The following is a 25,416-nucleotide window of genomic DNA, read 5'->3' as shown; positions in this document are numbered from 1 at the left end:
TCAGACAATCGCTTCCAATAATGGTCGTGCGCACTTCGTAACGGCGCGCCTATAAGGCTCCAAGTCTAAGCTCGAAAACCCGGCATGAACATCCGCAATGTTGCAGCCCCCGGGACTTTGACCCGGCAACCATGCTGACCGGTTTGCGCGATACCGACGCGCTGATCGATCGATGCGGAATCGCTCTTCGCGTTTGCCTAGCCCTTCCCCATCGCGGCGATCGCGTCGGCGATCTCGATCGTACGCCGGGCCATGTCGGCGTGCAGGCGCTCCACCATTGCACCATCCAGCCGGATCGCACCGCGCGAGACGTTCTCCGGCAGCTCGAATGCCGCGATGATCTTGCGGGCGCGCGCGACTTCCTCTTCGGGCGGGGTGAAGATCGCGTTGCAGGCTTCGATCTGCGAGGGATGGATCAGCGTCTTGCCGTCGAAGCCGAGGTCGCGGCCTTGCGCGCATTCGGTGGCGAAGCCGTCGGAATTGGCGATGTCACTGTAGGGGCCGTCGAGGATCTCGAGGCCGTGGGCGCGCGTCGCCAGGATGCAATGGGTGATCATCGGGATCATCGCGGCGCGGCCCGGCAGCATCCGGATCCGCGTCTCGCGCGAGATGTCGTTCGGGCCGAACACGAAACCGGACAAGCGTGTCTTGGGATCGCGTCCGGCAGCAGACAGTTCCTCCGCATGCAGCACCGCGCGCGCGGTCTCGATCATGGCCCAGACCTTCACGGTCGGGGCAGCGCCGAGCTCGGCGAGGCGGCGGCCGATCTGGTCGAGATCTTCGACGCTTGAAACTTTTGGAACCAGGATGCCGTCGGGCGAGGCTTTCGCGGCCATCGCCATATCGTCGGCCCACCAGGGTGAATCCAGTCCGTTGGTCCGGATCAGGATCTCACGTTTGCCGAAACCCTTGGCTGCGATCGCGGCGGCGATGCCATCGCGCGCCACCGCCTTGGCGTCGGGGGCGACGGAATCCTCAAGGTCCAGGATCAGGCCGTCGGCGGCGAGATTCCGCGCCTTTTCCAGCGCGCGGGGGTTGGAGCCGGGCATGAACAGATGGCTGCGGCGCGGGCGGGTCATGCTGGCGTTCCTTCCTCGTCTGTATTCTGATCAAGCCGATAGCACTTGGCCTGCCTATTCGAAAGGCTTGTTCGCCCCTGCGGTCTATGATTAGCCATGGGTCATGATGACATTCCCGAAGCATTTGCTGGACGGCTACAAGGCTTTCGCCACGCAGCGGCTGCCGACCGAGCAGACCCGCTACCGCGAGCTGTCGGTGAAGGGGCAGTCGCCCGAAGTGATGGTGATCGGCTGCTGCGACAGCCGCGTCTCGCCCGAAGTCATCTTCGACGTCGGGCCGGGCGAATTGTTCGTCGTCCGCAACATCGCCAATCTGGTGCCGGTGTATCAGCCCGACGGCAACGCGCATGGCGTCTCGGCGGCGTTGGAATATGCCGTGACGGTGTTGAAGGTGAAGCACATCGTGGTGCTCGGCCACGCGCAATGCGGCGGCATCCGCGCCTTCGTCGACAAGATCGAGCCGCTCACGCCCGGCGACTTCATCGGCAAATGGATGCAGATGTTCATCAAGCCGGGCGAGGTGGTCGAGCAGCGCGACCATGAGACGATGGCGCAGTTCGTCGAGCGCATCGAGAAGGCCGCGGTGTTCCGCAGCCTGGAAAACCTGATGACGTTCCCGTTCGTGCGCAAGGCGGTCGACGCCGGCCAGATGCACACCCACGGCGCCTATTTCGGCGTCGCGGAGGGATCGCTGTTCGTGCTGGACAAGGCGGCGAAGGAATTCAAGAGCGCGAATGGCGAATAGCGAGTGGCGAATGGTCCACTCGCTATTCGCCACTCACCATTCACCGCTTACGCCGCCTTCTTCTTCGCGGTGATCAGCTTGCGGTTGATCAGGACTTCCGCGATCTGGATCGCGTTGAGCGCGGCGCCCTTGCGAAGATTGTCGGACACGCACCACAGCGCCAGACCGTTCTCCACCGTCGCGTCCTCGCGGATGCGGCTGATATAGGTGGCGTCCTCGCCGGCCGCTTCATACGGCGTGGCGTAGCCGCCGGGCTCCTGCTTGTCGATGACGAGGCAGCCGGGCGCCTTGCGCAGGATCTCGCGCGCTTCATCCGCGGTGATCGGATTCTCGAACTCGATGTTGACGGCCTCGGAATGGCCGACGAACACCGGCACGCGCACGCAGGTGGCGGTGAGCTTGATCTTGGGATCAAGGATCTTCTTGGTCTCCGCCATCATCTTCCACTCTTCCTTGGTGAAGCCGTCTTCCATGAAGACGTCGATGTGGGGGATGACGTTGAAGGCGATGCGCTTGGGGAATTTCTTCGCGACCAGCTCGTCATTGGTGTAGACGGCCTTGGTCTGCGAGAACAGTTCGTCCATCGCGTCCTTGCCGGCGCCCGACACGGATTGATAGGTCGAGACCACGACGCGCTTGATCGTCGCCTTGTCGTGCAGGGGCTTGAGCGCGACCACGAGCTGCGCGGTCGAGCAGTTCGGGTTGGCGATGATGTTCTTCTTCTTGAAGCCTTCGGTCGCAGCCGCGTTCACTTCCGGCACGATCAGCGGCACGTCCGGATCCATGCGCCAGGCGGAGGAATTGTCGATCACGACGGCGCCGGCGGCGCCGATCTGCGGCGACCATTCCTTCGACACCGAGCCGCCGGCCGACATCAGGCAGATGTCGACGTCGGAGAAGTCGTAATGCTCGAGCGCTTTGACCTTCAGGGTGCGGTCGCCATAGGAGACCTCGACGCCGACGCTGCGGCGCGACGCCAGGGCCACGACCTCGTCCGCGGGGAATTTGCGCTCATCGAGGATGTTGAGCATTTCCCGTCCGACATTGCCGGTCGCGCCGACTACTGCGACTTTGTAACCCATCGTTCACTCTCCGATGAAAAAGCCCGTTCCCGAAGCTGACGCTTAAACAGGAAGAGCAGCGCTTCTATGCGAGAACCGGCCCCAAGACAACGTTCGACCATGCCAGAAGGCCGTGGATGCAGTCGCCTGAGGCCAGCACGGCCGCACCCCCCACTCAAGTCCATCTGGCGCTTGCAGCCTTGGCCGACGAGGTCGTCGGCACGCTGGCGCGCCTGTTCGCCTATGTGGGGGCGCTCGCTCTGTTTGCCATCCTGGCCCTCGCCGCGCTCGGCCGGCTGCCAGACTTGCGCGACGATGCGCCGGCGGACAAGCCGGGCTGGAGCGTGGCCGACCGTTCGCACCCGGCCTTCGCCCTCAGCCGGCTCGATTCATCCGAGAAAACAGCATCTTACATCATCCTTCGGCATCCCGAAGGCGGCCGCAGGGACGTGATGCGCTGGGCGCGCGAGGCTGACAGGCCCGTGGCCGAGCTCGAGATTTACCGGGAGGGCGGCGAATTCGACGTGGCCCGTCCGGCGACAGCGGACCTGGCAGTCCAGATGGGCCTGGGCGCGACCACCACGCTCGAGCAGGCCGGCCTGATCGACACCAAATTCGGCCCCGTCGCCCTGTTCCGGCCGACCGGCACGGACAAGGGGACGCCATCCTGCCTCGGCTACCTCAAGCGCAGCGAGGAGCCGGCGCTCCAGATCTCCGGCTTCTCCTGCCAGGGCGACACCCTGCCCGCCCAGCGCGCGGCGATCGCCTGCACGCTGAACCAGCTGACGCTCTTGGCCTCGGGCAACGAGCCGAAGCTGGCCGAATTGTTCGCCCGTGCGGAGCTGAAGCGCAGGGGTTGCGAGCCCCGCGACTCGTCGGACTGGCTGCTGGGCGCCGCGAACGCGCAATTGCGCGGAGCGCTTTGAGCTCATCAAGGTCAAGTGGCTGGTATTCATGCAACTTTTGCCAGCGCGCACGATTATTCCCATCTGGTGTGACCCAATTGACCTAGTTGCAGCCGCCCCGGCCGCGCTAGTATGGGGTGAAATCGACTGGCGGCTTGCCGCCTGAAGGGGACGTGATGAGCTCGAAATTCTCTGCGGCGAACAAACTGGCGACCTGGCTTGCGGCGGGCGCCGCGATTGCCGTGGCCTTCGCGACGCCGGCTTCGGCCGACACCAAGACCAAGCGGTATGACGATCGCGGCCGCCCCTATTACGGCCCGAGCGGTCCCAACGCGGTCTATCAGCAGGGTCGTACCCGCATCTATGTGAGCAAGCGCTCCTGGCTCGACGGCGGCACCGAGGTCAATCCGGGCGACCGCAAGTTCACCGACTACGCCTTCCCGCCGGCCGTGGGCTATCCGTCCTTCGCCCGCGAAAACCTCAACCGCCCGATCGATCGCCAGCCGCTCTCGACGCCGGCCGATGTCGGCGGCTATCCGCAGAACTTCCCGCTGTACTGAGCCGGAAGCGGCTATCCGAATCAAAATGGCCGGGCTCGCGCCCGGCCATTTTTTTAGTGAGATGCCGCAGGCCACTCCTGCCTCTCCACGTCATTGCGAGCCAACGGGTCCGCGCGAAGCGCGGCCCGATGACAGGCTCCGCGAAGCAATCCAGAATCTCCCCGCGGAAAGATTCTGGATTGCTTCGTCGCCAGCGCAAAATTGCTTCGCAATTTTGTCGCGGGCTCCTCGCAAAGACGGCTGAGGTTACGCTACGGCGCCATACGCCGGGTCGTACCGTTTGCAAAACTCTTCGATCGCCTCGGAGCGGAAATCGCCGAGGCGCTCGAAGATGATCTCATCCGGCCAATCCCACCAGGCGATGCGGCGCAGGCTGTCTGCAACGGAACCGTCAAAGCGCTTGCGGATCGGGCGCGCGGGAACGCCGCCGACGATGGTGTAGGGCTCGACATCGCGGCTGACGACCGCGCCCGCGGCGATCACCGCGCCGTCGCCGACGCGCACGCCCGGCAGCAGGATGGCGGCGTGGCCGATCCAGACATCATTGCCGACGATCACCCGGTCGCCGCGGCGGTCCGCGAAGAAGTCGCGGTCACGCGTTGCCGTCGCCGCGTAATATTCCGGGCAATAGGTGAAGCGATGCTGGGACGGCCGGCCCATCGGATGGTTCGGCGCGCCGATCCGCACCGAATTGGCGATGGCCGTAAACTTGCCGATCGCGGCATCGGCGACCTCGCAATTCTCGCCGAGATAGGAATAGTCGCCGAGCGAGGCATATTCGATGCGCGTGTTGGCGAGGACTTCGCAGCGCCGCCCGATCTGCGCCTCGCGCAGCCGCACCGTCTCATGGATGATCGTTTCCGCGATCTTGGGGCGGGGCGCATCCATGAACCGGCTCCGATGAGCGCGTAGCCCGGGTGAGCCAACGGGTCGGCGCGACGCGCCGCCCGATGACAGGCTCCGCGATACCCGGGAACACTGCGGGCAAAGTCCCGGATGTCGCGGCGCTCATCCGGGCTACGACTCTTACCGTCAGGCGTGCAGCTTCTGCAATTCCTTCAGGATCGCTTCGCCCATCTGCGTCGTCGAGGCGGCGGTGGTGCCCTCCGACTTGATGTCGGCGGTACGCAGGCCGCTCGCGAGCACCGCGGCGATGGCGGCGTCGACCTTGTCGGCGAGCGCGCCCATGTCGAAGGAGTAGCGCAGCGCCATGCCGAAGGACGAGATCATCGCGATCGGATTGGCGAGGCCCTTGCCGGCGATATCGGGCGCCGAGCCGTGCACGGGCTCGTACAGCGCCTTGCGCTTCTTGCTCTTCACATCGACCTCGCCGAGCGAGGCCGAGGGCAGCATGCCGAGCGATCCGGTGAGCATCGCCGCGATGTCCGACAGCATGTCGCCGAACAGATTGTCGGTGACGATGACGTCGAACTGCTTCGGCCACTTCACCAGCATCATGCCGCCGGAATCCGCGAGCTGATGTTCGAGCGTGACGTCGGGATATTCGCGCTTGTGGACCTGGGTCATGACCTCGTTCCAGAGCACGCCCGACTTCATGACGTTGCGCTTCTCCATCGACGTCACCTTGTTCTTGCGCTTCTTCGCAAGCTCGAAGGCGACGCGACCGATGCGCTCGATCTCATAGGTGTCGTAGACCTGGGTATCGATGGCGCGCTTCTGGCCGTTGCCGAGATCGGTGATGGTCTTGGGCTCGCCGAAATAGACGCCGCCGGTGAGCTCGCGCACGATGACGATGTCGAGGCCTTCGACCGCCTCGCGCTTCAGGCTCGAAGCGTCCGCCAGTGCCGGGTAGCACACGGCCGGGCGGAGGTTGGCGAACAGGGCGAGATCCTTGCGCAGGCGGAGCAGGCCGGCTTCCGGGCGCACCTCGTAGGGCACCGCATCCCACTTCGGGCCGCCGACCGCGCCGAAGATCACGGCGTCGGCGTCTTTTGCCTTCACCATGTCGCCCTCGGAGATCGACACCTTGTGCGCGTCATAGGCCGCGCCGCCGACGAGGCCGGTGTCGGTCTCGAATTTGGCGATCCCGGCCGCGTTGAGCCAGTCGATCAGCCGCTTCACCTCGCCCATCACCTCGGGGCCGATACCGTCGCCGGGGAGCAGCAGCAGTTTGTGGGTCGCCATGGGTCGTGTCCTCAGTTTTTTCTCATCATCGCCGGGCTTGACCCGGCAATCCAGCGTTCTTGAAGATGGATGCCCGGGTCAGGCCCGGGCATGACGAGCGGGGATGAATTCGGCCGGAGTGCTAGAGCGGCGTTGCGCGCTTGGCAAGACACCATTGCCGCGCCGCGGCTGTGCAAAGCCGGCGGGGCCTGCCACACTCCAGCCGCCGGAGTACCCCTTGCACGCCCCTGACCGCCCCCCATCCGACGCGCGCCCCGCGCGGCTGATCCTGACCCTGTCGCTGGCGGCGACGGTCGGGCTCGGCATCGGCCGTTTTGCCTATGCGCTGGTGCTGCCGGACATGCGGGAAGATCTCGGCTGGTCCTACTCGGCGGCCGGTTTCATGAACACGATCAACGCCGTCGGCTATCTCGCGGGCGCGCTGGTCGCATCCCGCCTGATCCAGCGTGTCGGCTGGGCGGCGGCGATCCGCGGCGGAACCCTGGCCTGCGTCGCCGCGCTCGCCACCTGCGCGCTGACCGGCAATTTCATTGCGCTCAGTCTCGCGCGTCTCGTGCTGGGCTTAGGGGCCGCGGCCGGCTTCGTCGCCGGCGGCGCGCTGGCGGCGACCATTGCCCAGTCGCGCCCGGAGCGGGCCAATTTCCTGCTGAGCCTGTTCTATGCCGGGCCCGGCATCGGCATTCTCGCCTCGGGGCTGATTGCCCCGTTCACGCTGCAATATTTCGGGCCAGGCTCGTGGTGGGTGGTGTGGTGGGCGCTGACGCTGCTGTCCGTCGCGATGACAATTCCGCTATTCCTGATCCGCATCGAGAGCGGCGCACGCTTCTCGGAAGGCAGTCATGCCGCCTTCGCGATCCTTCCCGTGCTGATCTATCTCGCCGGCTACTTCCTGTTCGGCGCCGGCTACATCGCCTACATGACCTTCATGATCGCCTATGTGCGCGACGGCGGCGGCGGGGCCGCGGCGCAGGCGGCGTTCTGGAGCCTGATCGGCCTCAGCGCCTTCGTCACACCCTGGGCCTGGCGCGGCGTGCTGGCGCTCGACCGCGGCGGACTTGCCACCGCCATCATCCTCGGCACCAACGCGTTAGGTGCGGCCCTGCCGATGCTCGGACATTCGCCGGCATGGCTCGCCGTCTCCGCAGTGGTGTTCGGCGTCGCCTTCTTCGCCGTGGTCGGCTCGACCACCGCCTTCGTGCGCTTCAACTATCCGCCGCAGATGTGGCCGACCGCGATCGCGGCGATGACGATCTCGTTCGGCGTCGGCCAGACGCTGGGGCCGATCGTCGTCGGCGCGATCACGGATGCGCTGGGGAGCTTGAGTTACGCGCTGAATGTCTCGGCGGCACTGCTGGCGCTCGGGGCGGTCGCGGCGTTGTGCCAGAGGAAGGTGGGGCCAGAAGGGCGAATGGCGAATAGCGAATAGCGAGCGGCTTCGCTGCTTCCCTATTCGCTACCCCCCATTCGCTATTCGCCCTCTCAACTCCCGCTGAACGAATTGTACCCCTGGTCTTCCCAATAGCCGCCCTTGTAGTCGTTGGTGACTTCCATCGAGACGACGTATTTCGGGTTCTTGAAGCCAAGCTTGGTCGGGACACGGATCTTCATCGGGAAGCCGTAGGCACGCGGCAGGATGTCGTTGGCGAACTTGAACGTCATCTGGGTCTGCGGATGCAGCGCGCTGCGCATGTCGAGCGGCGAATTGTAGCCGTCCTTGTCGGCACACTGGAACCAGACATATTGGGCGCGCGTGTCGGCGCCGATCAGCCTGAGGAAATCGCGCAGCGGCGTGCCGGTCCAGCTGCCGATCGCGCTCCAGCCCTCGACGCAGATGTGGCGGGTGATCTGCGTCACCTGCGGCAATTGATAGAGCTCGTCCAGCGTCCAGGACTTCTTGTTGTCGACGAGGCCGCGCACCTCCAGCTTCCAGTCCGCAGCCGCGATCTCGGGCGCGTCGTCGAGATCGTAATAGGCGTTGAACGGGAACGGTTTGGTGATCGCGCTCTCGGGAAAGGTCGGCGCCAGCGCGTCGGGATTGAACATCCAGGCCTGCACCGCGTCGTTGAACTTCGAGACCTTCGCCAGCATGGTTTCGGCCGAGGACGAATCGATCACGTCGCAGCCGGTGAGCAGCGTCAGCGCCCCGAGGCTGGCGCCGCCCGCGATGAAGCGGCGGCGGCAGGGATCCGGCATCGCCTTGATGGAGTCCTTGATCAGCAGCCGCTTGTCGACGCCGGGGATCAGGAATGAGCGCTTGGCCATGACTTGCTCCCTTAACGTCCGATGATCATCGCGCGCAGGCTCTTCGGCACCAGCAGCGCGAGCAGGACGTGAATGACGAGGAACGCGCAGATCGCGGCCATGCAGAAGAAGTGGACATAGCGCGCGGTCGGATAGTCGCCGAACAGCATCACCAGATAGTAGAGCTGCACCGGTTTCCACATTCCAAGGCCGGAGAGCACGATCAGCACGCCGACCACGATGATGCCGGCATAGAGCAGGCGCTGCACGTAATTGTAGACGGTGAGATCGTCATGGCCGAGCCTGAAGGTGAGCGCCGCCCTGACATCGTGGAGCACCCCGGACGCGGTGATCGGCAGCAGCTTCCTGCGAAAGCGGCCGGTGGCGAAACCGGTGATGAGATAAACGAGGCCGTTGATCATCAAGAGCCACATCGCCGCAAAGTGCCAGAGCAAACCGCCGCCGAGCCAACCACCCAGCGTATATTCGCGCGGAAAGCTGAAGCCGAACAGCGGCGAGGCGTTGTAGATCTGCCAGCCCGACAGGATCATCAGGATCATGGCAAGCGCGTTGATCCAGTGCGTGATCCGGACCCAGGCCGGCTGGATCACTTTGGCCGGGGTGGCCCTGACCTGCTCGTCGGTGACTGTGAGGCTCGCCATGATGGTTCCGTCCTGAACGTCGTCTGTCGACAATTATACGCCGGTGCTTCCGGTTTCGTTACGCCTTCGCACGACATCGAATTGATGCCCGCAGGGTATCATGGTCACAATAAAGCGAGCCGGGGGCCCCGGCTCGCCGTCTCGAGGCAGGCTGTTTTGGGGATGAAACAGGCCTGCGCGGTGTCAGGTCGCCGGCATCAGCACGGTATCGACCACATGGATGACGCCGTTCGACTGGTTGACGTTGCTGATCGTCACCATCGAGGTGCCGCCCTTGGCATCGACGATCCAGGTCTTGCCGTCCATCTTCTTGACCGTGAGCTCCTCGCCTTCGGCGGTCTTCATCTTCTTGCCGTCGGTGAGGTCGGAGGCCCCGAGCTTGCCGGGCACGACATGGTAGGTCAGGATCTTGGTCAGGGTCGCCTTGTTCTCGGGCTTGACCAGATTGTCGACGGTGCCGGCCGGCAGCTTGCCGAAGGCGGCGTTGGTCGGCGCGAACACCGTGAACGGACCCTTGCTTTCCAGCGTCGGCACGAGGCCGGCCGCCTTCACGGCCGCGACCAGCGTGGTGTGGTCCTTCGAGTTGACCGCGTTCTGGACGATGTTCTTGGACGGGAACATCGCGGCGCCGCCGACCATGACGGTCTTCTCCTCGGCGCTGACAGGCGCGACGACGGTGGCGGTGATGGCGAGGGCGCTGAAGGCGGCGGCAGCGAGATAGGCAATACGCTTCGACATGGAAAAGTCTCCCGATTGGCTTGTGACCGGCAATGGCCGGCGTTGAGTTGGGGCAACAACGGCGTCTGCAACCGTTTGGCGTGAAGCAGCAGCGCCGTCGTTGGCCGAACTACGGGAGGGTTTGCGGGGTGGTTTCGGACAAAAATTCTTTGTGATGCGTGAAACTATGGGAGAGGGAGTTCGTGTCTCGGCTCCGCCGTCATTGCGAGGAGCGCTTGCGACGAAGCAATCCAGCCTGTCTCCGTGGATGCATTTCTGGATTGCTTCGCTTCGCTCGCAATGACGAGTTCGCGGCTCCGCCCCTCCTCAATCCCTGCTCTGCGGCGCCTGGATGAAGCCGCGGTTGTGCGTCGGGCTGATCAGGAGCTCGTTGATGCAGACGCGCGCCGGCATGCTCGCGATGAAGGCGATGGTGCGGCCCAGATCTTCCGATTGCAGCATCCTGGCCTGCTCCTCCTCGCTCGGCACCACCGGGCGCAGCTTCAGGATCGGCGTCGCGACTTCGCCCGGCATCAGGCAGCAGGCACGCAGGCCGTTGATGCATTCGTCCATGTTGAAGGAGTGCGTCAGCGCCAGCACCGCGTGCTTGGTGGTGGTGTAGGCGGGGCCCGGCATCTTCGAGACGTGGCGGCCGGCCCAGGACGAGACATTGATGATGGAGCCATCCTGCTGCTTGCGCATCGTCGGCAGCACCGCGCGCATGCAATAGAGCACGCCGTTGAGATTGACCTGGACCAGCTTGTCCCAGCCCTCCAGTTCCATATCCTTCCAGCTCCGCCTGGGGATGTTGATGCCGGCATTGTTGACCAGGAGGTCGATGCGGCCGTGCGTCGCGACGATCTGATCGGCGGCCTTCTGGGCCTCGGCCGCGTTGGACACGTCCAGCGCGATGGCCCCGGCCGTCCCGCCGGCCTTGGTGATCTTGGCAACCACGGCACCCAAGGCTGACTGGCGCCGGCCCGAGACCACCACCGTCCAGCCGTCGGCCGCGAGCGCCTCGGCGCCGGCCTCCCCGATTCCGCTGCCTCCGCCCGTAACCCAGGCCACGCGTTTCCCACCTTTGGTCATGCAAACTGTCTCCGTTGCTTCATCGGGGCGGTTTTTGCTAATCCAGCCCTCGGTTTTGACCGGCCTTGTCCTACAAGCCTTGCGGTCGAGGAAATCTTGCATGAACCAACCAGCCAACGCCAACCTGTTTTCCCGCCTGTTCGATAGCCTGGACGATCCCAAGCGCCTCGCGATCGAGACGCATGACGGCGCCCGTATCAGCTATGGCGACCTGATCGCGCGGGCCGGGCAGATGGCGAATGTGCTGGTCGCGCGCGGGGTGAAGCCGGGGGACCGCGTCGCGGTGCAGGTGGAGAAATCCGTCGCCAACATCGTGCTGTATCTCGCCACGGTGCGGGCCGGCGCGGTCTATCTGCCGCTCAACACCGCCTACACGCTGAACGAGCTCGACTACTTCATCGGCGATGCCGAGCCGTCGCTGGTGGTCTGCGATCCTTCCAAGGCCGAAGGCCTCGCCCCGATCGCCGCCAAGGTGAAGGCGAAGGTCGAGACGCTCGGACCCGACGGCAAGGGCTCGTTGACCGAGGCCGCCGACAAGGCGAGCAGCGAGTTCACCACCGTGACGCGCGCCGGCGACGATCTCGCCGCGATCCTCTACACCTCGGGCACCACCGGCCGCTCCAAAGGCGCGATGCTCACGCACGACAATCTGGCGTCGAACTCGCTGAGCCTCGTCGGCTACTGGCGCTTCACCGACAAGGACGTCTTGATCCACGCGCTGCCGATCTACCACACCCACGGCCTGTTCGTTGCGACCAACGTGACGCTGTTCGCCCGTGCCTCGATGATCTTCCTGCCAAAGCTCGACCCGGACCTCATGATCAAGCTGATGGCGCGCGCCACGGTGCTGATGGGTGTGCCGACCTTCTACACGCGCCTCTTGCAAAATCCCGCGCTGTCGCACGAGACGACCAGGCACATGCGGCTGTTCATCTCGGGCTCGGCGCCATTGCTCGCCGAAACCCATCGCGAATGGTCGGCCCGCACCGGGCACGCCGTGCTCGAGCGCTACGGCATGACCGAGACCAACATGAACACGTCGAACCCCTATGACGGCGAGCGCGTGCCCGGCGCGGTCGGCTTCCCGCTGCCCGGCGTCGCCGTGCGTGTGACCGACCCCGACACCGGCAAGGAGCTGCCGCGCGAGGAGATCGGCATGATCGAGGTGAAGGGCCCGAACGTGTTCAAGGGCTACTGGCGTATGCCGGAGAAGACCAAGGCCGAGTTCCGGCCCGACGGCTTCTTCATCACCGGCGACCTCGGCAAGATCGACGGCAAGGGCTACGTCCACATCCTCGGCCGCGGCAAGGACCTCGTGATCTCCGGCGGCTTCAACGTCTACCCCAAGGAGATCGAGAGCGAGATCGATGCCATGCCGGGCGTGGTCGAATCCGCCGTGATCGGCGTGCCACATGCCGATTTCGGCGAAGGCGTCACCGCGGTGCTGGTCTGCAGCAAGGGCGCCGATGTCACCGAAGCCGCGGTCCTCAAGGCGCTCGACGGTCGGCTCGCAAAATTCAAGATGCCCAAGCGCGTCTTCGTCGTCGACGAACTGCCGCGCAACACCATGGGCAAGGTGCAGAAGAACGTGCTGCGCGATACGTACAAGGATATCTACGCGAAGAAGTAAGGGGGTGCCCTACTTCTTCGCCGTCATTGCGAGGAGCCCTTGCGACGAAGCAATCCAGACTGTCGCCGCAGTGGGATTCTGGATTGCTTCGCTGCGCTCGCAATGACGGAGTTCGTGGCGGTTACTGCCCGCCCACCAGGCTCAGCACAAACCGGCTGCCGACGATGAACAGATAGCAGCCGAACGCTGTCTCCAGCGTGCGCTTCGACATCGCGTGCGCGGCTCTCACACCCAACGGCGCGGTGACGAGGCTCATCGGCATCACCAGCACGGCGCCGATCAGCGAGACGTAACCCAGCGCAAACGGGACTTGCAGCGCTGCGACGGCGGGATAATTCGCCGCGGCCGGCCAGCCCGCATAGATGTAGCCGAGCGCGCCGGGGATCGAGATCAGCACCGCGAGTGCCGATGAGGTCGCGACCGCCTGGTGGATCGGCCGGCCGTAGAAGGTCATCAGCAGATTCGAGAACAGTCCGCCGCCGATACCCATCAGCGTCGAGAGGATGCCGACGCAGAAACCGTAGACGCGCATCAACAAGCCATTCGGCAGATCCTCGCCGAACTTCCAGCCTTCGCGCGCGAGGATCAGCCGCACCGCCGCTGACCAGGCGACACAGACGAACACGATCTTGAACAGTCGCTCCGGCGCGTAGCGCGCGACCACGCTGCCGGCGACGACGCCGATCACGATCGGAAGCCACCACATCCGCAGGATCGACGTGTCGACGGCGCCGCGCCTGTAATGCGCCTGGAACGAACGGATCGAGGTCGGGATGATCACGGCGAGCGAGGTGCCGACGCAAAGCGGCATGCGCACCTCGAGCGGCACGCCGGCGATGCGGAAGCACTCGTAGAAAACCGGCACGAGAATCGCGCCGCCGCCGATGCCGAATGCGCCGGCGAGAAAGCCGGAGAGTGCGCCGACCGCGATCAGCAGCAACGCAAGCTCGACGATGTCGGAGAGTGCAAGGCCGCTCATCGATGTCTCTGCCTGGTCGATCGCCGGTGGATGAATCTCATGGGGACAGTGGTGGGCATGGCGGAAATCCCGGGCTGCCTGGGTTTCCGGAATGTTAGCCCCTTCCGATTTTTGACACTATCTCCGCGCTCCGCGGCAGAATACCTTGCGGATTACGGAAGGATGCCGATGGACCAGCTCGCGGCGATGGCGACCTTTGTCCGGGCCGTGGACGCCGGCAGCCTGTCCGCGGCGGCGCGGTCATTGCCGAGCTCGCTGACCTCGGTGAGCCGGCAGATCTCGGCGCTGGAGCAGCATTTCGGCACGCGCCTGCTGGTGCGCACGACCCGGCAACTGGCACTCACGGATGACGGGCGCATCCTCTATGAGCGGGCCAAATCGATCCTCGGTGAAATCAGGGAGATCGAGGAGGCGCTGGCGGGGAGCCGGCGTGAGCCGACCGGGCGCCTGCGGGTCAGTTCACCGTCGTTGATGGGACGTATGCTGATCGCCCCGCTGCTGGGCGATTTCCTGGCGACCTTTCCGTCGCTGACCGTCGAGCTGCTGCTGGTCGATCGCCACGTCGACCTGATCGAGGAAGACATCCATCTGGTGCTGCGCGTCGGACGGATCGCTGATTCGCAACTCGTGGCGCGAAAGCTCGCCGAGGTGCAGATGATCCACTGCGCCTCGCCGGACTACCTCGCGCGTCGCGGCGAACCGCAGGTCCCGTCCGACCTGGCACAGCATGATTGCCTGATCTTCTCCGACGCGCCCGGCATTGCGACGTGGCGGTTCGGCCCCGACGCGAAGACGGGTTCGCGGATCCGCATCTCCGGGCGACTCTGGGTCAACAGTCTCGATGCGCTCGCCACCGCGGCAGAGGCCGGCGCCGGAATCATTCGGGTGCCGTCATGGCAGGTGGAACGGCAGCTTGCCGAGGGACGCCTGCGGCGCCTGTTGCGCGCGCACGAGCCGGCGCCTGCGCCGCTTCATGCGCTCTATCAGCCGTCGCGCCTGGGCTCCGCGAAGACGCGGGCCTTCATCGATTTCCTGGTCGAACGCTGGCGCAGGAGCGATCCGCTCGGCCGATCATCGCTGTAGCGGGGCGGGATGCAGCGCATGCATATCCGCCGCCCTCCGCAGGATCGATGAGCGCGGGGAGTCCGCGGCTGCCTCGGCGATCGGAACGGTGATCCGGTCCGGCATGAACGCACTGGTTCGAACTGTCGATACCCCGGACGGCTTTAGAGGCGTTCCAACAGTAATTTCAATAAACCTCGGCAGCGCCGAAAAGAATGAATTTATATTCTTTTCTTTGTTGGCGGACCGTCGCGCTGGTATACCAAGACCCTGATTGGCCTTGTTTCATCAAGGCTCTAGAGCTGAACGGCCGTTCGATTTATGGCGATTTGGTGATTGCGCAGGCCAAATCGACTCCGTAAATAGAGCCGACCTTTCGCGATCCCCACGCGCCCCCTGCTGGGCCGCAATAACACATCAAAGCCCATGACCGCACGGATCGAACGACCGCTTTCACCACACATCCAAACCTACCGCTGGACGCTGACGATGGCGCTGTCCATCCTCCACCGCGCCACCGGTATCGCCCTTTACGTCGGAACCCTGCTGTTGGCCTGGTGGCTGATCGCGGCGGCCTCCGGCCCGGCCGCCTATGCCAATGTCCAGGCCTTCACCGGCAGCATCATCGGCCGGCTGATTGTGTTCGGCTACACCTGGGCGCTGATGCACCATATGTTGAGCGGCATCCGGCATTTCGTGTGGGACCTCGGCTTTGGCTTCAAGGCCAATGAGCGCGAAGCGCTGACCTGGGGCGCGCTGATCGGCGGCATCGTGTTGACGGTGCTGATCTGGATCATCGCCTACGCAATCGGAGGTGGACGATGAGCGCGACCGATACGCCGAAGCGCAGCATGCGTACCCCGCTCGGCCGCGTCCGCAATCTCGGCGCCGCGCATTCGGGCACGTCCGATTTCTGGCGCCAGCGCCTCACCGCCGTTGCGATGACCCTGCTGATGATCCCCGTGCTGGTGATCATCATGATGCTGCTCGGCCGCAATCAGGCCGGCGCCGCGCAGATCCTCGGCTCGCTGCCGATCGCGGTGATCATGCTGCTCTTCATCATCGCCAGCGCCTGGCACATGAAGATCGGCATGCAGGAGGTGATCAACGACTACGTCCACAACGAGAAGCTGAAGCTCGTGTCGATGATGCTCAACAATTTCTTCTCGATCGCCGTGGCGCTCGCATCCATCTACGCGATCCTCAAACTGTCATCCGGAGTGTAAGCCATGGCCACAGCGACGAATGGCAAGGGCGACGGCGCTCCCGCCACCAACGGCAAAGCCTACCCGATCGAAGACCACACCTATGACGTCGTCGTGGTCGGCGCCGGCGGCGCGGGTCTGCGCGCCGTGGTCGGCTGCAGCGAAGCCGGGCTTCGCACCGCCTGCATCACCAAGGTGTTTCCGACCCGCTCGCACACCGTCGCGGCGCAGGGCGGCATCTCGGCCTCGCTCGGCAACATGCACAAGGACGACTGGCGCTGGCACATGTACGACACCGTGAAGGGGTCGGACTGGCTCGGCGACCAGGACGCGATCGAATACATGGTGCGCAACGCACCCGACGCGGTCTACGAGCTCGAGCATTGGGGCGTGCCGTTCTCGCGCACCGAGGACGGCAAGATCTATCAGCGCCCGTTCGGCGGCATGACCACCGAGTTCGGCAAGAGCCAGGCGCAGCGCACCTGCGCCGCCGCCGATCGCACCGGCCACGCCATGCTGCACACGATGTACGGGCAGTCGCTGCGTCATGCGGCCGAGTTCTTCATCGAGTTCTTCGCCATCGACCTGATCATGGACGACCAGGGCACCTGCCGCGGCGTGATCGCGCTCAAGCTCGACGACGGCACGCTGCACCGTTTCCGCGCCCAGACCACGATTCTGGCGACCGGCGGCTACGGCCGCGCCTATGCCTCCTGCACCTCCGCGCACACCTGCACCGGCGACGGCGGCGGCATGGTGCTGCGCGCCGGCCTGCCGATGCAGGACATGGAGTTCGTGCAGTTCCACCCGACCGGCATCTACGGTTCGGGCTGTCTCGTCACCGAGGGCGCGCGCGGCGAAGGCGGCTATCTCGTCAATTCCGAGGGCGAGCGCTTCATGGAGCGTTATGCGCCCTCCGCGAAGGATCTCGCCTCGCGCGACGTCGTCTCGCGCGCGATGACCATCGAGATCCGCGAGGGGCGCGGCGTCGGCAAGAAGAAGGACCACATCTTCCTGCATCTCGACCATCTCGATCCCGCCGTGCTGGCCGAGCGCCTGCCGGGCATCTCCGAATCCGCCAAGATCTTCGCCAATGTCGATGTGACGCGCGAGCCGATCCCGATCGTGCCGACGGTGCACTACAACATGGGCGGCATCCCCACGAACTATCACGGCGAGGTGCTGACCAAGAAGGATGGCGACGACAACGCCATCATCCCCGGCCTGATGGCGATCGGCGAAGCCGCCTGCGTCTCCGTGCACGGCGCCAACCGCCTCGGCTCCAACTCGCTGATCGACCTCGTCGTGTTCGGCCGCGCCGCCGCGCTCCGCCTCGCCGAGAAGCTCACGCCCAACGGCAAGCAGCCCGAGCTGCCGGCGAACTCGGCCGAGCTCGCGCTCGGCCGCCTCGACCATTACCGCTACGCCTCCGGCGGCACGCCGACCGCGAAGCTGCGCGAGGGCATGCAGCACGTGATGCAGAACAATTGCGCGGTGTTCCGCACCGGCGAAGTCCTGAGCGAAGGCCAGAACCTGATCGAGAAGGTCCACAGCGGCATCACCGACATCGCCGTCTCCGATCGCTCGCTGGTGTGGAATTCGGATCTCGTCGAGACGCTGGAGTTCGACAATCTGATCTCGCAGGCGGTGGTGACGATGAACTCGGCCGCCAACCGCACCGAGAGCCGCGGCGCCCATGCCCGCGAGGACTATTCCGAGCGCGACGACAAGAACTGGATGAAGCACACGCTGGCCTGGCTGGACGATTCCGGCAAGGTCAAGATCGAGTACCGCCCGGTTCATAACTACACCATGACCAACGACGTGCAGTACATCCCGCCGAAGGCGCGCGTGTATTGAGAAACAACGGTAGCTCGTCATTCCGGGGCGATGCGCAGCATCGAGCCCGGAATCTCGAGATTCCGGGTCTGGTCCTTCGGACCATCCCGGAATGACGAAAGGTTAGAGCAATGGTTGAATTCGCACTTCCGAAGAACTCCAAGATCACCGGCGGCAAGACCTGGCCGAAGCCCGCGGGCGCGACCGAGCTGCGCGAGTTCAAGGTCTATCGCTGGAATCCGGATGACGGCAAGAATCCGAGCGTCGACACCTATTACGTCGACACCAATGATTGCGGTCCGATGGTGCTGGACGGCCTGATCTGGATCAAGAACCACATCGACCCGTCGCTGACCTTCCGCCGCTCCTGCCGTGAAGGGGTCTGCGGCTCCTGCGCCATGAACATCGACGGCCAGAACACGCTGGCCTGCACCCGCTCGATGCACGACGTGAAGGACGGCGCGGTCAAGATCAATCCGCTGCCGCACCAGCCGGTCGTCAAGGACCTCGTCCCCGACCTCACCAATTTCTACGCGCAGTACGCCTCGGTCGAGCCGTGGCTGAAGACGACCTCGCCGACGCCGCAGAAGGAATGGCGCCAGAGCCACGAGGACCGCGAGAAGCTCGACGGTCTCTACGAGTGTATCCTCTGCGCCTGCTGCTCGACCTCGTGCCCAAGCTATTGGTGGAACAGCGAGCGCTATCTCGGTCCCGCCGCGCTGCTCCAGGCCAATCGCTGGGTGTCGGATTCGCGCGACGAAGCCACGGGCGAGCGGCTCGACAATCTCGAGGACCCGTTCCGCCTCTATCGCTGCCACACCATCATGAACTGCGCCAAGGCCTGCCCGAAGGGCCTCAACCCGGCGGAAGCCATCGCCGAGCTCAAGCTCAAGATGGTCGAGCGCCAGATCTAGACCCATTCGCGCTGCGATCCCCGGCCCGAATGGCCGGGGCACTCCACCGCCGCGGCCGGCCCTGGCGGAATTTGCCTCCACCACGCGTCACGCGCGAACTTGGTAAAATACAACCTCCGGTTATCGACACAAAGCGGCTTCCTTCCGAGCGGGAAATTCAGCTAAGCTCCGGTCAGGGACCGGAGCCGTGCAGGGAGCGCAACGCAATTCACTGAGACTCTTGCAGTGGATGATGGCTGCATCCCTGGCGCTGCCCATTGCGCTGTTCGTCATCGCCTCCACCATTTCCTACACATCGACCAAGGACATCGCCGATCGGGAGATCGAGCGCACGCTTGATGTCGCGCATGAGCACGCGCTCAAGGTGTTCGAGACCATCGACCGCTGCCTTGCCGAGCTCAACGAGGTCGTGCGCGGACTTCCCGACGACACCGTCGTCTCGCGCGAGCCGGCCTTGCATCGCCGCCTGAAGCGGCTGACCGATTCGCTGCCGCAGCTCAAATCGGCCTGGATCTTCGATGCGGATGGAAAAGCGCTGGTCAACAGCCTCGCCTCGCCGCCGCCGGAGCTGAGGTTTACGGACCGCGACTATTTCTACGCCCATATCGACCAGGCCATCGGCACGTTCATCGGCATGCCCCTGACGCCACGTCCGCCCTATCAGGGCGCGCGCTTCTTCAGCATGAGCCGTCGTCGCGATTCCAACGACGGCAGCTTCGTCGGCGTGATCCAGGCCTCCGTCCTGCCGGAATATTTCGAGAGCTTCTACGCCAGGATCGGCTCCGATCCCGGCAGCTTCTTCGCGATGGGACGCGCCGATGGCGTGCTGCTCGCGCAATACCCGCGGCTCGAACGGGACCTCCGACTCGATCCGGGCGGACCGGTCGGCCAGAACATCGCAGCTCACCCCGAGCGTGGCCTGATGACCATCGCCTGGCCGTCGGACGGGATCGAGCGGCGCATCGGCTACAAGCGCATCGCCGAGTATCCGGTCTATGTCAGCGCCGGCCTCGAGACCTCTGCGATCCGGGCGCGCTGGTTCGCGACCATGGGCCAGCATCTGGTGTTCGGCATTCCCGCCACCGCGCTCCTGTTCCTGCTGCTTGCCTTCGCATTCCGCCGCACCCAGCATCTCCAGGCCGAGGCCGCAGCGCGGCGCGAGGCCGAGGAGGCGCTCAAGCACAGCCAGCGCCTCGAAGCGCTCGGGCAGCTCACCGGCGGCGTCGCGCACGACTTCAACAATCTGCTGACGGTGATCCGCGCCTCGGTCGACCTGTTGAACCGGCCGCAACTGACGGAGGAGCGGCGGCAGCGCTACATCACGGCCATCGCAGATGCGGTCGCACGCGCCGCCAAGCTGACCTCCCAGCTCCTCGCCTTCGCGCGGCGCCAGACCCTGAAGCCGGAGGTGTTCGACGTCGGCCAGCGCATACAGTCGCTGCACGACATGCTCGCGACGCTGCTCGGACCCGCCATCGAGATCACCATGCATCTGCCGGCGGAGCCCTGCCTCGTCAGCGCCGATGCCAGCCAGTTCGAGACGGCCCTGATCAACATGGCGACCAATGCGCGCGATGCCATGCAAGGCAAGGGCAGGATCACCTTCGAGGTCGAGGCCGTGACGAGCGCTCCGGACATGCTGGCCCCCGTCTCGGGCAGCCGTGACCTTACAGGCAACCACGGCTTCGTCCGCGTCGCCGTCGGCGACACCGGCGTCGGCATTCCTGCCGCTCAACTCGGGCGCATCTTCGAGCCGTTCTTCACTACCAAGCAGGTCGGCCAGGGTACCGGCCTCGGCCTGTCCCAGGTGTTCGGCTTCGCCCGGCAATCCGGCGGAGAGGTGACGGGCACCAGCGAGGTGGGGCAAGGCAGCACCTTCTCGCTCTATTTGCCGCGTGTACCGTCGGAGCAGCTGCCGCAGCGGCAGGCGCCGAACACGGCGCCCGCCGTGACCGGCAGCGGCATGTCGGTGCTGCTGGTCGAGGACAATATCGAGCTCGCAAATTTCGCCGCCGACGGCCTCACCGAGCTCGGCTACAGCATCACGCTGGTGGACAACGCCAGCGACGCCTTCACCGAGCTGATCGCTGACGCCGATCGTTTCGACGTCGTGTTCTCGGACGTGGTGATGCCTGGGATGACCGGGCTCGATCTCGCCAAGGCGATCCGTGATCGCGGCGTCGGCGTGCCGGTGGTGTTGACCAGCGGCTACAGCGAGGCACTGTCCCAGGAGGGCGTCGTGGGCTTCGACCTCGTGCAGAAGCCCTACTCCATCGAGGAATTGTCGCGCGTCCTTCACAAGGCGGCACGGCTGCACCGCGTGCGCGACGGCGCCGCCGAGTGACCGGCGCCCGGGAACCGCCGGGAACCGGTTGATTTCCTTGGCGTTGCCTTCTCATGCAGAAGCCGGCCGCACAGCGCGAACAGGGCGCGAAGGCGCCCATCGTCGAAATCACCGGCGAAACCGGCGACGAGGTCGCGCCACCGCCACCGGAATTGCTCGAGCCCGACCCGGAGCTCACGCCCGAGGAAGCCGAGCAGGCCCGCAAGGATTATCTTCTCACCCGCTTCTGGATCAGCGCCCGCGGCTTCTGGGGCCGCCACGGCGACCGCCTCGCCTGGCCGTTCTCGCTCGGCCTCGGCGTGCTGATCGTCCTGACCGTCAGCTTCCAGTACGGCATCAATGTCTGGAATCGCGCGATCTTCGACGCGCTCGAGAAGCGCGATGCGGCCAGTGTCTTCCATCTCACGGCGGTGTTCTTCCCGCTCGCGATCGGGAGCATCGTCCTCGGCGTGGTGCAGGTGTTCGCACGCATGGGCATCCAGCGGCGCTGGCGGGCCTGGCTGACGAGCAGCGTGCTGACGCGCTGGCTCGCGAACGGCCGCTACTACCAGCTCAACCTCGTCGGCGGCGACCATGAGAATCCCGAATACCGGATCGCTGAGGATTTGCGCATCGCGACCGACTCGCCGGTCGATTTCCTCGCCGGCGTCACCTCGGCGCTGCTGTCGGCGGCGACCTTCATCGTCGTGCTCTGGACCATTGGCGGCGCACTCACGCTTACGCTGGGCGGCTCGGCCATCACCATTCCCGGCTTCCTCGTGATCGCAGCGGTCCTCTACGCCGCAATCGCGTCCAGCTCGATCGTGGTGATCGGCCGGCGCTTCGTGCAGGTGTCCGAGGACAAGAACCAGGCCGAGGCCGATTTGCGTTATACGCTGACGCGCGTGCGCGAGAACGGCGAGAGCATCGCGCTGCTCGGCGGCGAAGAGGAGGAACGCGACGGCATCGACCGCAACTTCACGCAGGTGTTGCGGCAATGGGCGCGGCTCGCCGGCCAGCACATGCGCACCACGCTGGTGTCGCACGGATCGAATCTCGTCGCACCGGTCGTGCCGCTCTTGCTTTGCGCGCCGAAATTCCTCGACGGCAGCATGACGCTGGGACAGGTGATGCAGGCGGCCTCCGCCTTCACCATCGTGCAGAGCGCCTTCGGCTGGCTGGTCGACAATTATCCGCGGCTGGCCGACTGGAACGCCTGCGCGCGCCGCATCGCCTCGCTGATGATGTCGCTCGACGGTCTCGAACGCGCCGAGCAAGGTGAGGGTCTTGGCCGCATCAAGCGCGGCGAGACCAGGACCGAGGCCATGCTGGAACTGAGAGACCTCTCGGTCACGCTCGACGACGGCACCGCGGTCGTCGGCGAGACCGAGGTGGTGATCGAGCCCGGCGAGCGGCTGCTCGTGGCGGGCGAATCCGGCACCGGCAAGAGCACGCTGGTGCGTGCCATCGCGGGTCTGTGGCCATGGGGTGGCGGCAGCGTCAATTTCCATCCCGACCGGCGTCTGTTCATGCTGCCGCAGCGGCCCTACGTGCCCTCCGGGTCGCTGCGCCGCGCCGTCGCCTATCCCGGCGCTGCCGAGAACTGGACCGAGGAAGAGATCGGCAAAGCCCTGCACAAGGTCGGGCTCGATCATCTCAAGGAGAAGATCGAGGAGGAGGGACCGTGGGACCAGACGCTGTCCGGCGGCGAGAAGCAGCGCCTCGCCTTCGCGCGGCTGCTGCTGCACAGTCCCGACATCGTCGTGCTCGATGAGGCGACCTCGGCGCTCGACGAGAAGAGCCAGGACAAGATGATGCAGATGGTCACCGACGAGCTGCCGAGGGCGACCATCGTCAGCGTCGCGCACCGCGCCGAGCTGGAGGCCTTCCACAGCCGCAAGATCGTGCTGGAGCGCCGCAAGGGCGGCGCCAAGCTCGTCAGCGACGTCGACCTGATCCCGCGCAAGGGCAGACGCAAGCTGCTCGGCCGCTTCCTGCGCCAGCGCAAGGCCACGCCGAAGAAGGCGGCGTGATCTTGCTCCGTCGTCCCGGGGCGCGAAGCGAGCCCGGGACCCATACCCACGGGGAGGAGTTGTCGCGAGAGACGCCCACTCCGAGTCTTCGTCAAATTGCTCCCTGTGGGTATGGGTCCCGGATCTGCGCTGCGCTTGTCCGGGACGACGAAAGAGAGAGCTTCGCGCCCCGGGACGACATCTGTAGTGGAGCCCGTTGGAGTCCCCGGCAAAACCGGCTATGCATGCGCCGCCTGCAACGAGGACCTTTGGTTTGACGCCCGACAACGCCCCTTCGTCCGCGCCGTTCGGCGCATATGCGCCGAATGCGGCGCAGGCCGCGATCATTCGCCTCGCGACCCGGTCGGGGCTGAAGCGCGGCGCGTTCCGGCCGTGGATGTCGCGACTGGTTAACCTGCTGCGCGGCGGCCCCGTCGACGTCCAGTATCAGGGCGCGTCGTTTCGCTTCTATCACCAGGGCAGCGCGACCGAACGCGGCGCGCTGTTCAATCCCGACTACAATCTCGACGAGCTCGACTTTCTGCGCCAGCACACGCCCGCCGGCGGTGTGTTCGTCGATGTCGGCGCCAATGTCGGGACCTTTGCACTGGTGATGGCGCGGCAGGTCGGCACCAAAGGCAAGGTGGTGGCGATCGAGCCGCATCCCGTCACCTTCGCACGACTCGCGTTCAACCACGCCGCATCGAACGCGACGCAGGTGCGCCTGGTGCAAGCGGCCGCCGGCGACAGCGACGGTGAGCTGATGATCGAGACCGGCGGCGGCAATCTCGGCGCCACCCATGTTGTCAGCGGCCCGGCGAGCGCCGATGCGATCAAGGTGCCGTCGCTACGGCTGACGCGCATTCTCGACGAGGCCGGCGTCGCCAGGATCGACTCGCTCAAGATCGACGTCGAGGGCTTCGAGGACCGCGTGCTGATCGGCTTCTTCCGCGACGCGCCGCAATCGCTGTGGCCGCGCGCGGTGGTGATCGAGCATCTGTCACAAAACGAATGGCGCGAGGATTGTATTGCTGACATGGTCGCGCGCGGCTTTGCGGTTGCGCGCAGGACGCGGAGCAACACGTTCCTTTCGCGGTAACAACGACGAACAACGGAGGTGGCGATGATCGATCACATGGGATTCTCGGTCTCCGACTATGAGCGCGCCAAGACGTTCTACACCAAGGCGCTGGCGCCGCTCGGCTACGCCCTGATCATGGAGGTGACGGCAGAGCAGACCGGGCACGCGGCGGCCGCGGGCTTTGGCGCCGACGGCAAGCCGGACTTCTGGATCGGCGGCGAAGGCGCGATGAACAAGCCGGTGCACGTCGCCATTCACGCCAAGGACCGCGCCACGGTGGACGCGTTCTACAAGGCCGCGATTGCGGCGGGCGGACGCGACAATGGCCCGCCCGGCATCCGCCCGCATTATCATGCGAACTATTACGGCGCGTTCGTGCTCGATCCTGACGGACACAACATCGAGGCCGTCTGCCACGCACCGGAATAAGGCGAGTTCCGACACGACGCACAGGGAACATCGGCACGGCATCGTCGTTGTCGTCCTCTGGACAACTGATCTCGATGATACTGATGCCGATCGAACCGCCCGAGATTCCGCCGGCGACGCCGGGGACTCCGACCGAGCCCCCGCCGGGGATTCCACCGGGCAATCCGCAGCCCGATATCGCGCCTCCAGTGCGCGAGCCCGACGCACCAGCGCAGCCGGATGAATTGCCGCCGCACGTTCCCGAAGAGATTCCACGACGCGGACCGAACGGTCCACTCACGCCGAATCCCGCAACCGATGCAGGTTTCGCCGCAGGATCACACATGAGGCGAACCATCACATGATCGGCGATTGCAACCAGCGTCTGAATGCGCAATGAACGTCGTCATAGTGAAGTGATTTGCGTGCAGAAATAAATCGGGTCGCGACCATGTTGCCCGCCACAATGCGGCCTAACGCGTAGCTGTTCATCCCAACACTTCGTCAAAGAACCTTCCGGGGAAGTTCACCACATGACCAACCTTCGTTTCGTGCTGCTTGCGACGACGGCCTTGACCGCGATGCAATTGGCAAGCTCCGCATCGCATGCTCAAGACGCGACGCCGCTCGTGGTCGCGCAGGCCCAGCCACAAGAGACGGGGCCTGACGGAAAACCGAAGCAGCCACCGAAGGGACCGCCAGCGGCCGCGCCGCCTGCGGCACCCGCGCGCCCGGCCGCACCGCCGCCCGCGGCTGCAC

Annotated in this window: 24 protein-coding genes and 1 pseudogene; 16 read left to right on the top strand and 9 right to left on the bottom strand. The window is 65.2% G+C overall.

Annotated elements, in window-relative coordinates; translation table 11 throughout:
* Positions 1 to 197 precede the first annotated feature (197 nt).
* Positions 198 to 1,079, bottom strand: coding sequence for an HpcH/HpaI aldolase/citrate lyase family protein (locus tag GPL20_RS35840; RefSeq protein ID WP_157336987.1), 882 nt, complete (start codon positions 1,077 to 1,079; stop codon positions 198 to 200).
* Between the two features lie 103 nt (positions 1,080 to 1,182).
* On the opposite strand from GPL20_RS35840, the gene GPL20_RS35835 reads away from it, so the two are divergent.
* Positions 1,183 to 1,824, top strand: a complete 642-nt coding sequence (locus tag GPL20_RS35835) for a carbonic anhydrase (protein ID WP_157336985.1) — start codon at positions 1,183 to 1,185, stop codon at positions 1,822 to 1,824.
* A 47-nt stretch (positions 1,825 to 1,871) separates the two neighbouring features.
* On the opposite strand, the gene GPL20_RS35830 is transcribed toward GPL20_RS35835, so the two are convergent.
* Complete coding sequence (locus tag GPL20_RS35830; protein ID WP_157336983.1) at positions 1,872 to 2,906, bottom strand: aspartate-semialdehyde dehydrogenase; 1,035 nt, start codon at positions 2,904 to 2,906, stop codon at positions 1,872 to 1,874.
* Between the two features lie 116 nt (positions 2,907 to 3,022).
* Here GPL20_RS35830 and GPL20_RS35825 point away from each other — a divergent pair, with 116 nt between their 5' ends.
* Positions 3,023 to 3,811: a hypothetical protein gene (locus GPL20_RS35825; protein ID WP_157336973.1), complete on the top strand. Its 789-nt coding sequence runs from the start codon at positions 3,023 to 3,025 to the stop codon at positions 3,809 to 3,811.
* Between the two features lie 155 nt (positions 3,812 to 3,966).
* The gene (locus tag GPL20_RS35820) at positions 3,967 to 4,350 is read left to right on the top strand and encodes a hypothetical protein (RefSeq protein ID WP_157336971.1); all 384 of its coding nucleotides are present in this window, start codon (positions 3,967 to 3,969) and stop codon (positions 4,348 to 4,350) included.
* Between the two features lie 246 nt (positions 4,351 to 4,596).
* Here GPL20_RS35820 and GPL20_RS35815 read toward each other — a convergent pair whose 3' ends face one another.
* Positions 4,597 to 5,238, bottom strand: coding sequence for a DapH/DapD/GlmU-related protein (locus GPL20_RS35815; RefSeq protein WP_157336969.1), 642 nt, complete (start codon positions 5,236 to 5,238; stop codon positions 4,597 to 4,599).
* 144 nt (positions 5,239 to 5,382) lie between these two features.
* Complete coding sequence (gene leuB, locus GPL20_RS35810; protein ID WP_157336967.1) at positions 5,383 to 6,495, bottom strand: 3-isopropylmalate dehydrogenase; 1,113 nt, start codon at positions 6,493 to 6,495, stop codon at positions 5,383 to 5,385.
* Positions 6,496 to 6,712: 217 nt separating this feature from the next.
* Between leuB and GPL20_RS35805 the strand changes: the two genes are divergently transcribed.
* A complete protein-coding gene (locus GPL20_RS35805) occupies positions 6,713 to 7,921 on the top strand; it encodes a YbfB/YjiJ family MFS transporter (RefSeq protein WP_157336965.1) in 1,209 nt (402 codons plus the stop codon).
* Between the two features lie 53 nt (positions 7,922 to 7,974).
* Here GPL20_RS35805 and GPL20_RS35800 read toward each other — a convergent pair whose 3' ends face one another.
* From GPL20_RS35800 to GPL20_RS35785, 4 genes are all read right to left on the bottom strand, one after another.
* A complete protein-coding gene (locus tag GPL20_RS35800; protein ID WP_157336963.1) occupies positions 7,975 to 8,757 on the bottom strand; it encodes a molybdopterin-binding protein in 783 nt (260 codons plus the stop codon).
* A gap of 11 nt (positions 8,758 to 8,768) precedes the next feature.
* Positions 8,769 to 9,398 (bottom strand): cytochrome b/b6 domain-containing protein, encoded by a 630-nt coding sequence (locus GPL20_RS35795; RefSeq protein ID WP_157336961.1) that lies wholly within the window; start codon positions 9,396 to 9,398, stop codon positions 8,769 to 8,771.
* Between the two features lie 183 nt (positions 9,399 to 9,581).
* Positions 9,582 to 10,136 (bottom strand): fasciclin domain-containing protein, encoded by a 555-nt coding sequence (locus GPL20_RS35790; protein WP_157336959.1) that lies wholly within the window; start codon positions 10,134 to 10,136, stop codon positions 9,582 to 9,584.
* A gap of 306 nt (positions 10,137 to 10,442) precedes the next feature.
* Positions 10,443 to 11,204 (bottom strand): SDR family oxidoreductase, encoded by a 762-nt coding sequence (locus GPL20_RS35785; RefSeq protein ID WP_157336957.1) that lies wholly within the window; start codon positions 11,202 to 11,204, stop codon positions 10,443 to 10,445.
* 100 nt (positions 11,205 to 11,304) lie between these two features.
* Here GPL20_RS35785 and GPL20_RS35780 point away from each other — a divergent pair, with 100 nt between their 5' ends.
* Complete coding sequence (locus tag GPL20_RS35780; protein WP_157336955.1) at positions 11,305 to 12,834, top strand: malonate--CoA ligase; 1,530 nt, start codon at positions 11,305 to 11,307, stop codon at positions 12,832 to 12,834.
* Positions 12,835 to 12,955: 121 nt separating this feature from the next.
* Here the strand turns inward: GPL20_RS35780 and GPL20_RS35775 are convergent, their stop codons facing one another.
* Positions 12,956 to 13,813 (bottom strand): sulfite exporter TauE/SafE family protein, encoded by an 858-nt coding sequence (locus tag GPL20_RS35775; protein ID WP_157336952.1) that lies wholly within the window; start codon positions 13,811 to 13,813, stop codon positions 12,956 to 12,958.
* A 168-nt stretch (positions 13,814 to 13,981) separates the two neighbouring features.
* On the opposite strand from GPL20_RS35775, the gene GPL20_RS35770 reads away from it, so the two are divergent.
* The 11 genes and pseudogenes from GPL20_RS35770 to GPL20_RS39230 form a co-directional block, all read left to right on the top strand.
* The gene (locus GPL20_RS35770) at positions 13,982 to 14,896 is read left to right on the top strand and encodes a LysR family transcriptional regulator (RefSeq protein ID WP_167533350.1); all 915 of its coding nucleotides are present in this window, start codon (positions 13,982 to 13,984) and stop codon (positions 14,894 to 14,896) included.
* 405 nt (positions 14,897 to 15,301) lie between these two features.
* Positions 15,302 to 15,700, top strand: coding sequence for a succinate dehydrogenase, cytochrome b556 subunit (sdhC, locus tag GPL20_RS35765; protein ID WP_157336949.1), 399 nt, complete (start codon positions 15,302 to 15,304; stop codon positions 15,698 to 15,700).
* The gene (gene sdhD, locus GPL20_RS35760) at positions 15,697 to 16,101 is read left to right on the top strand and encodes a succinate dehydrogenase, hydrophobic membrane anchor protein (protein WP_157336947.1); all 405 of its coding nucleotides are present in this window, start codon (positions 15,697 to 15,699) and stop codon (positions 16,099 to 16,101) included. Before sdhC ends, sdhD begins: the two co-directional genes overlap by 4 nt.
* Positions 16,102 to 16,104: 3 nt before the next feature.
* On the top strand, positions 16,105 to 17,940 hold the full coding sequence (sdhA, locus tag GPL20_RS35755) for a succinate dehydrogenase flavoprotein subunit (RefSeq protein ID WP_157336945.1): 1,836 nt from the start codon (positions 16,105 to 16,107) through the stop codon (positions 17,938 to 17,940).
* Positions 17,941 to 18,050: 110 nt separating this feature from the next.
* Positions 18,051 to 18,833 carry a succinate dehydrogenase iron-sulfur subunit gene (locus GPL20_RS35750; RefSeq protein WP_100236830.1) on the top strand — a complete coding sequence of 261 codons (783 nt, stop codon included), beginning with the start codon at positions 18,051 to 18,053 and terminating at the stop codon, positions 18,831 to 18,833.
* Between the two features lie 187 nt (positions 18,834 to 19,020).
* Entirely contained in the window at positions 19,021 to 21,177 is a 2,157-nt protein-coding gene (locus GPL20_RS35745) for a hybrid sensor histidine kinase/response regulator (RefSeq protein WP_347340054.1), read from the top strand.
* A gap of 53 nt (positions 21,178 to 21,230) precedes the next feature.
* A complete protein-coding gene (locus GPL20_RS35740) occupies positions 21,231 to 23,189 on the top strand; it encodes an ABC transporter ATP-binding protein/permease (RefSeq protein WP_157336941.1) in 1,959 nt (652 codons plus the stop codon).
* Positions 23,190 to 23,442: 253 nt separating this feature from the next.
* A complete protein-coding gene (locus GPL20_RS35735) occupies positions 23,443 to 24,267 on the top strand; it encodes an FkbM family methyltransferase (RefSeq protein ID WP_167533349.1) in 825 nt (274 codons plus the stop codon).
* 24 nt (positions 24,268 to 24,291) lie between these two features.
* Positions 24,292 to 24,678, top strand: a complete 387-nt coding sequence (locus tag GPL20_RS35730) for a VOC family protein (RefSeq protein ID WP_157336937.1) — start codon at positions 24,292 to 24,294, stop codon at positions 24,676 to 24,678.
* An 83-nt stretch (positions 24,679 to 24,761) separates the two neighbouring features.
* On the top strand, positions 24,762 to 25,022 hold the full coding sequence (locus GPL20_RS39805; protein WP_167533348.1) for a hypothetical protein: 261 nt from the start codon (positions 24,762 to 24,764) through the stop codon (positions 25,020 to 25,022).
* Between the two features lie 168 nt (positions 25,023 to 25,190).
* Positions 25,191 to 25,416, top strand: a pseudogene (locus tag GPL20_RS39230) (OmpA family protein); the annotation flags it as partial.

The sequence above is a fragment of the Bradyrhizobium cajani genome (assembly GCF_009759665.1).
Taxonomy (GTDB): Bacteria; Pseudomonadota; Alphaproteobacteria; order Rhizobiales; family Xanthobacteraceae; genus Bradyrhizobium; species Bradyrhizobium cajani.
Note: the sequence above shows the minus strand (reverse complement) of the source record. Positions and strands in the feature narration are given on the sequence as shown.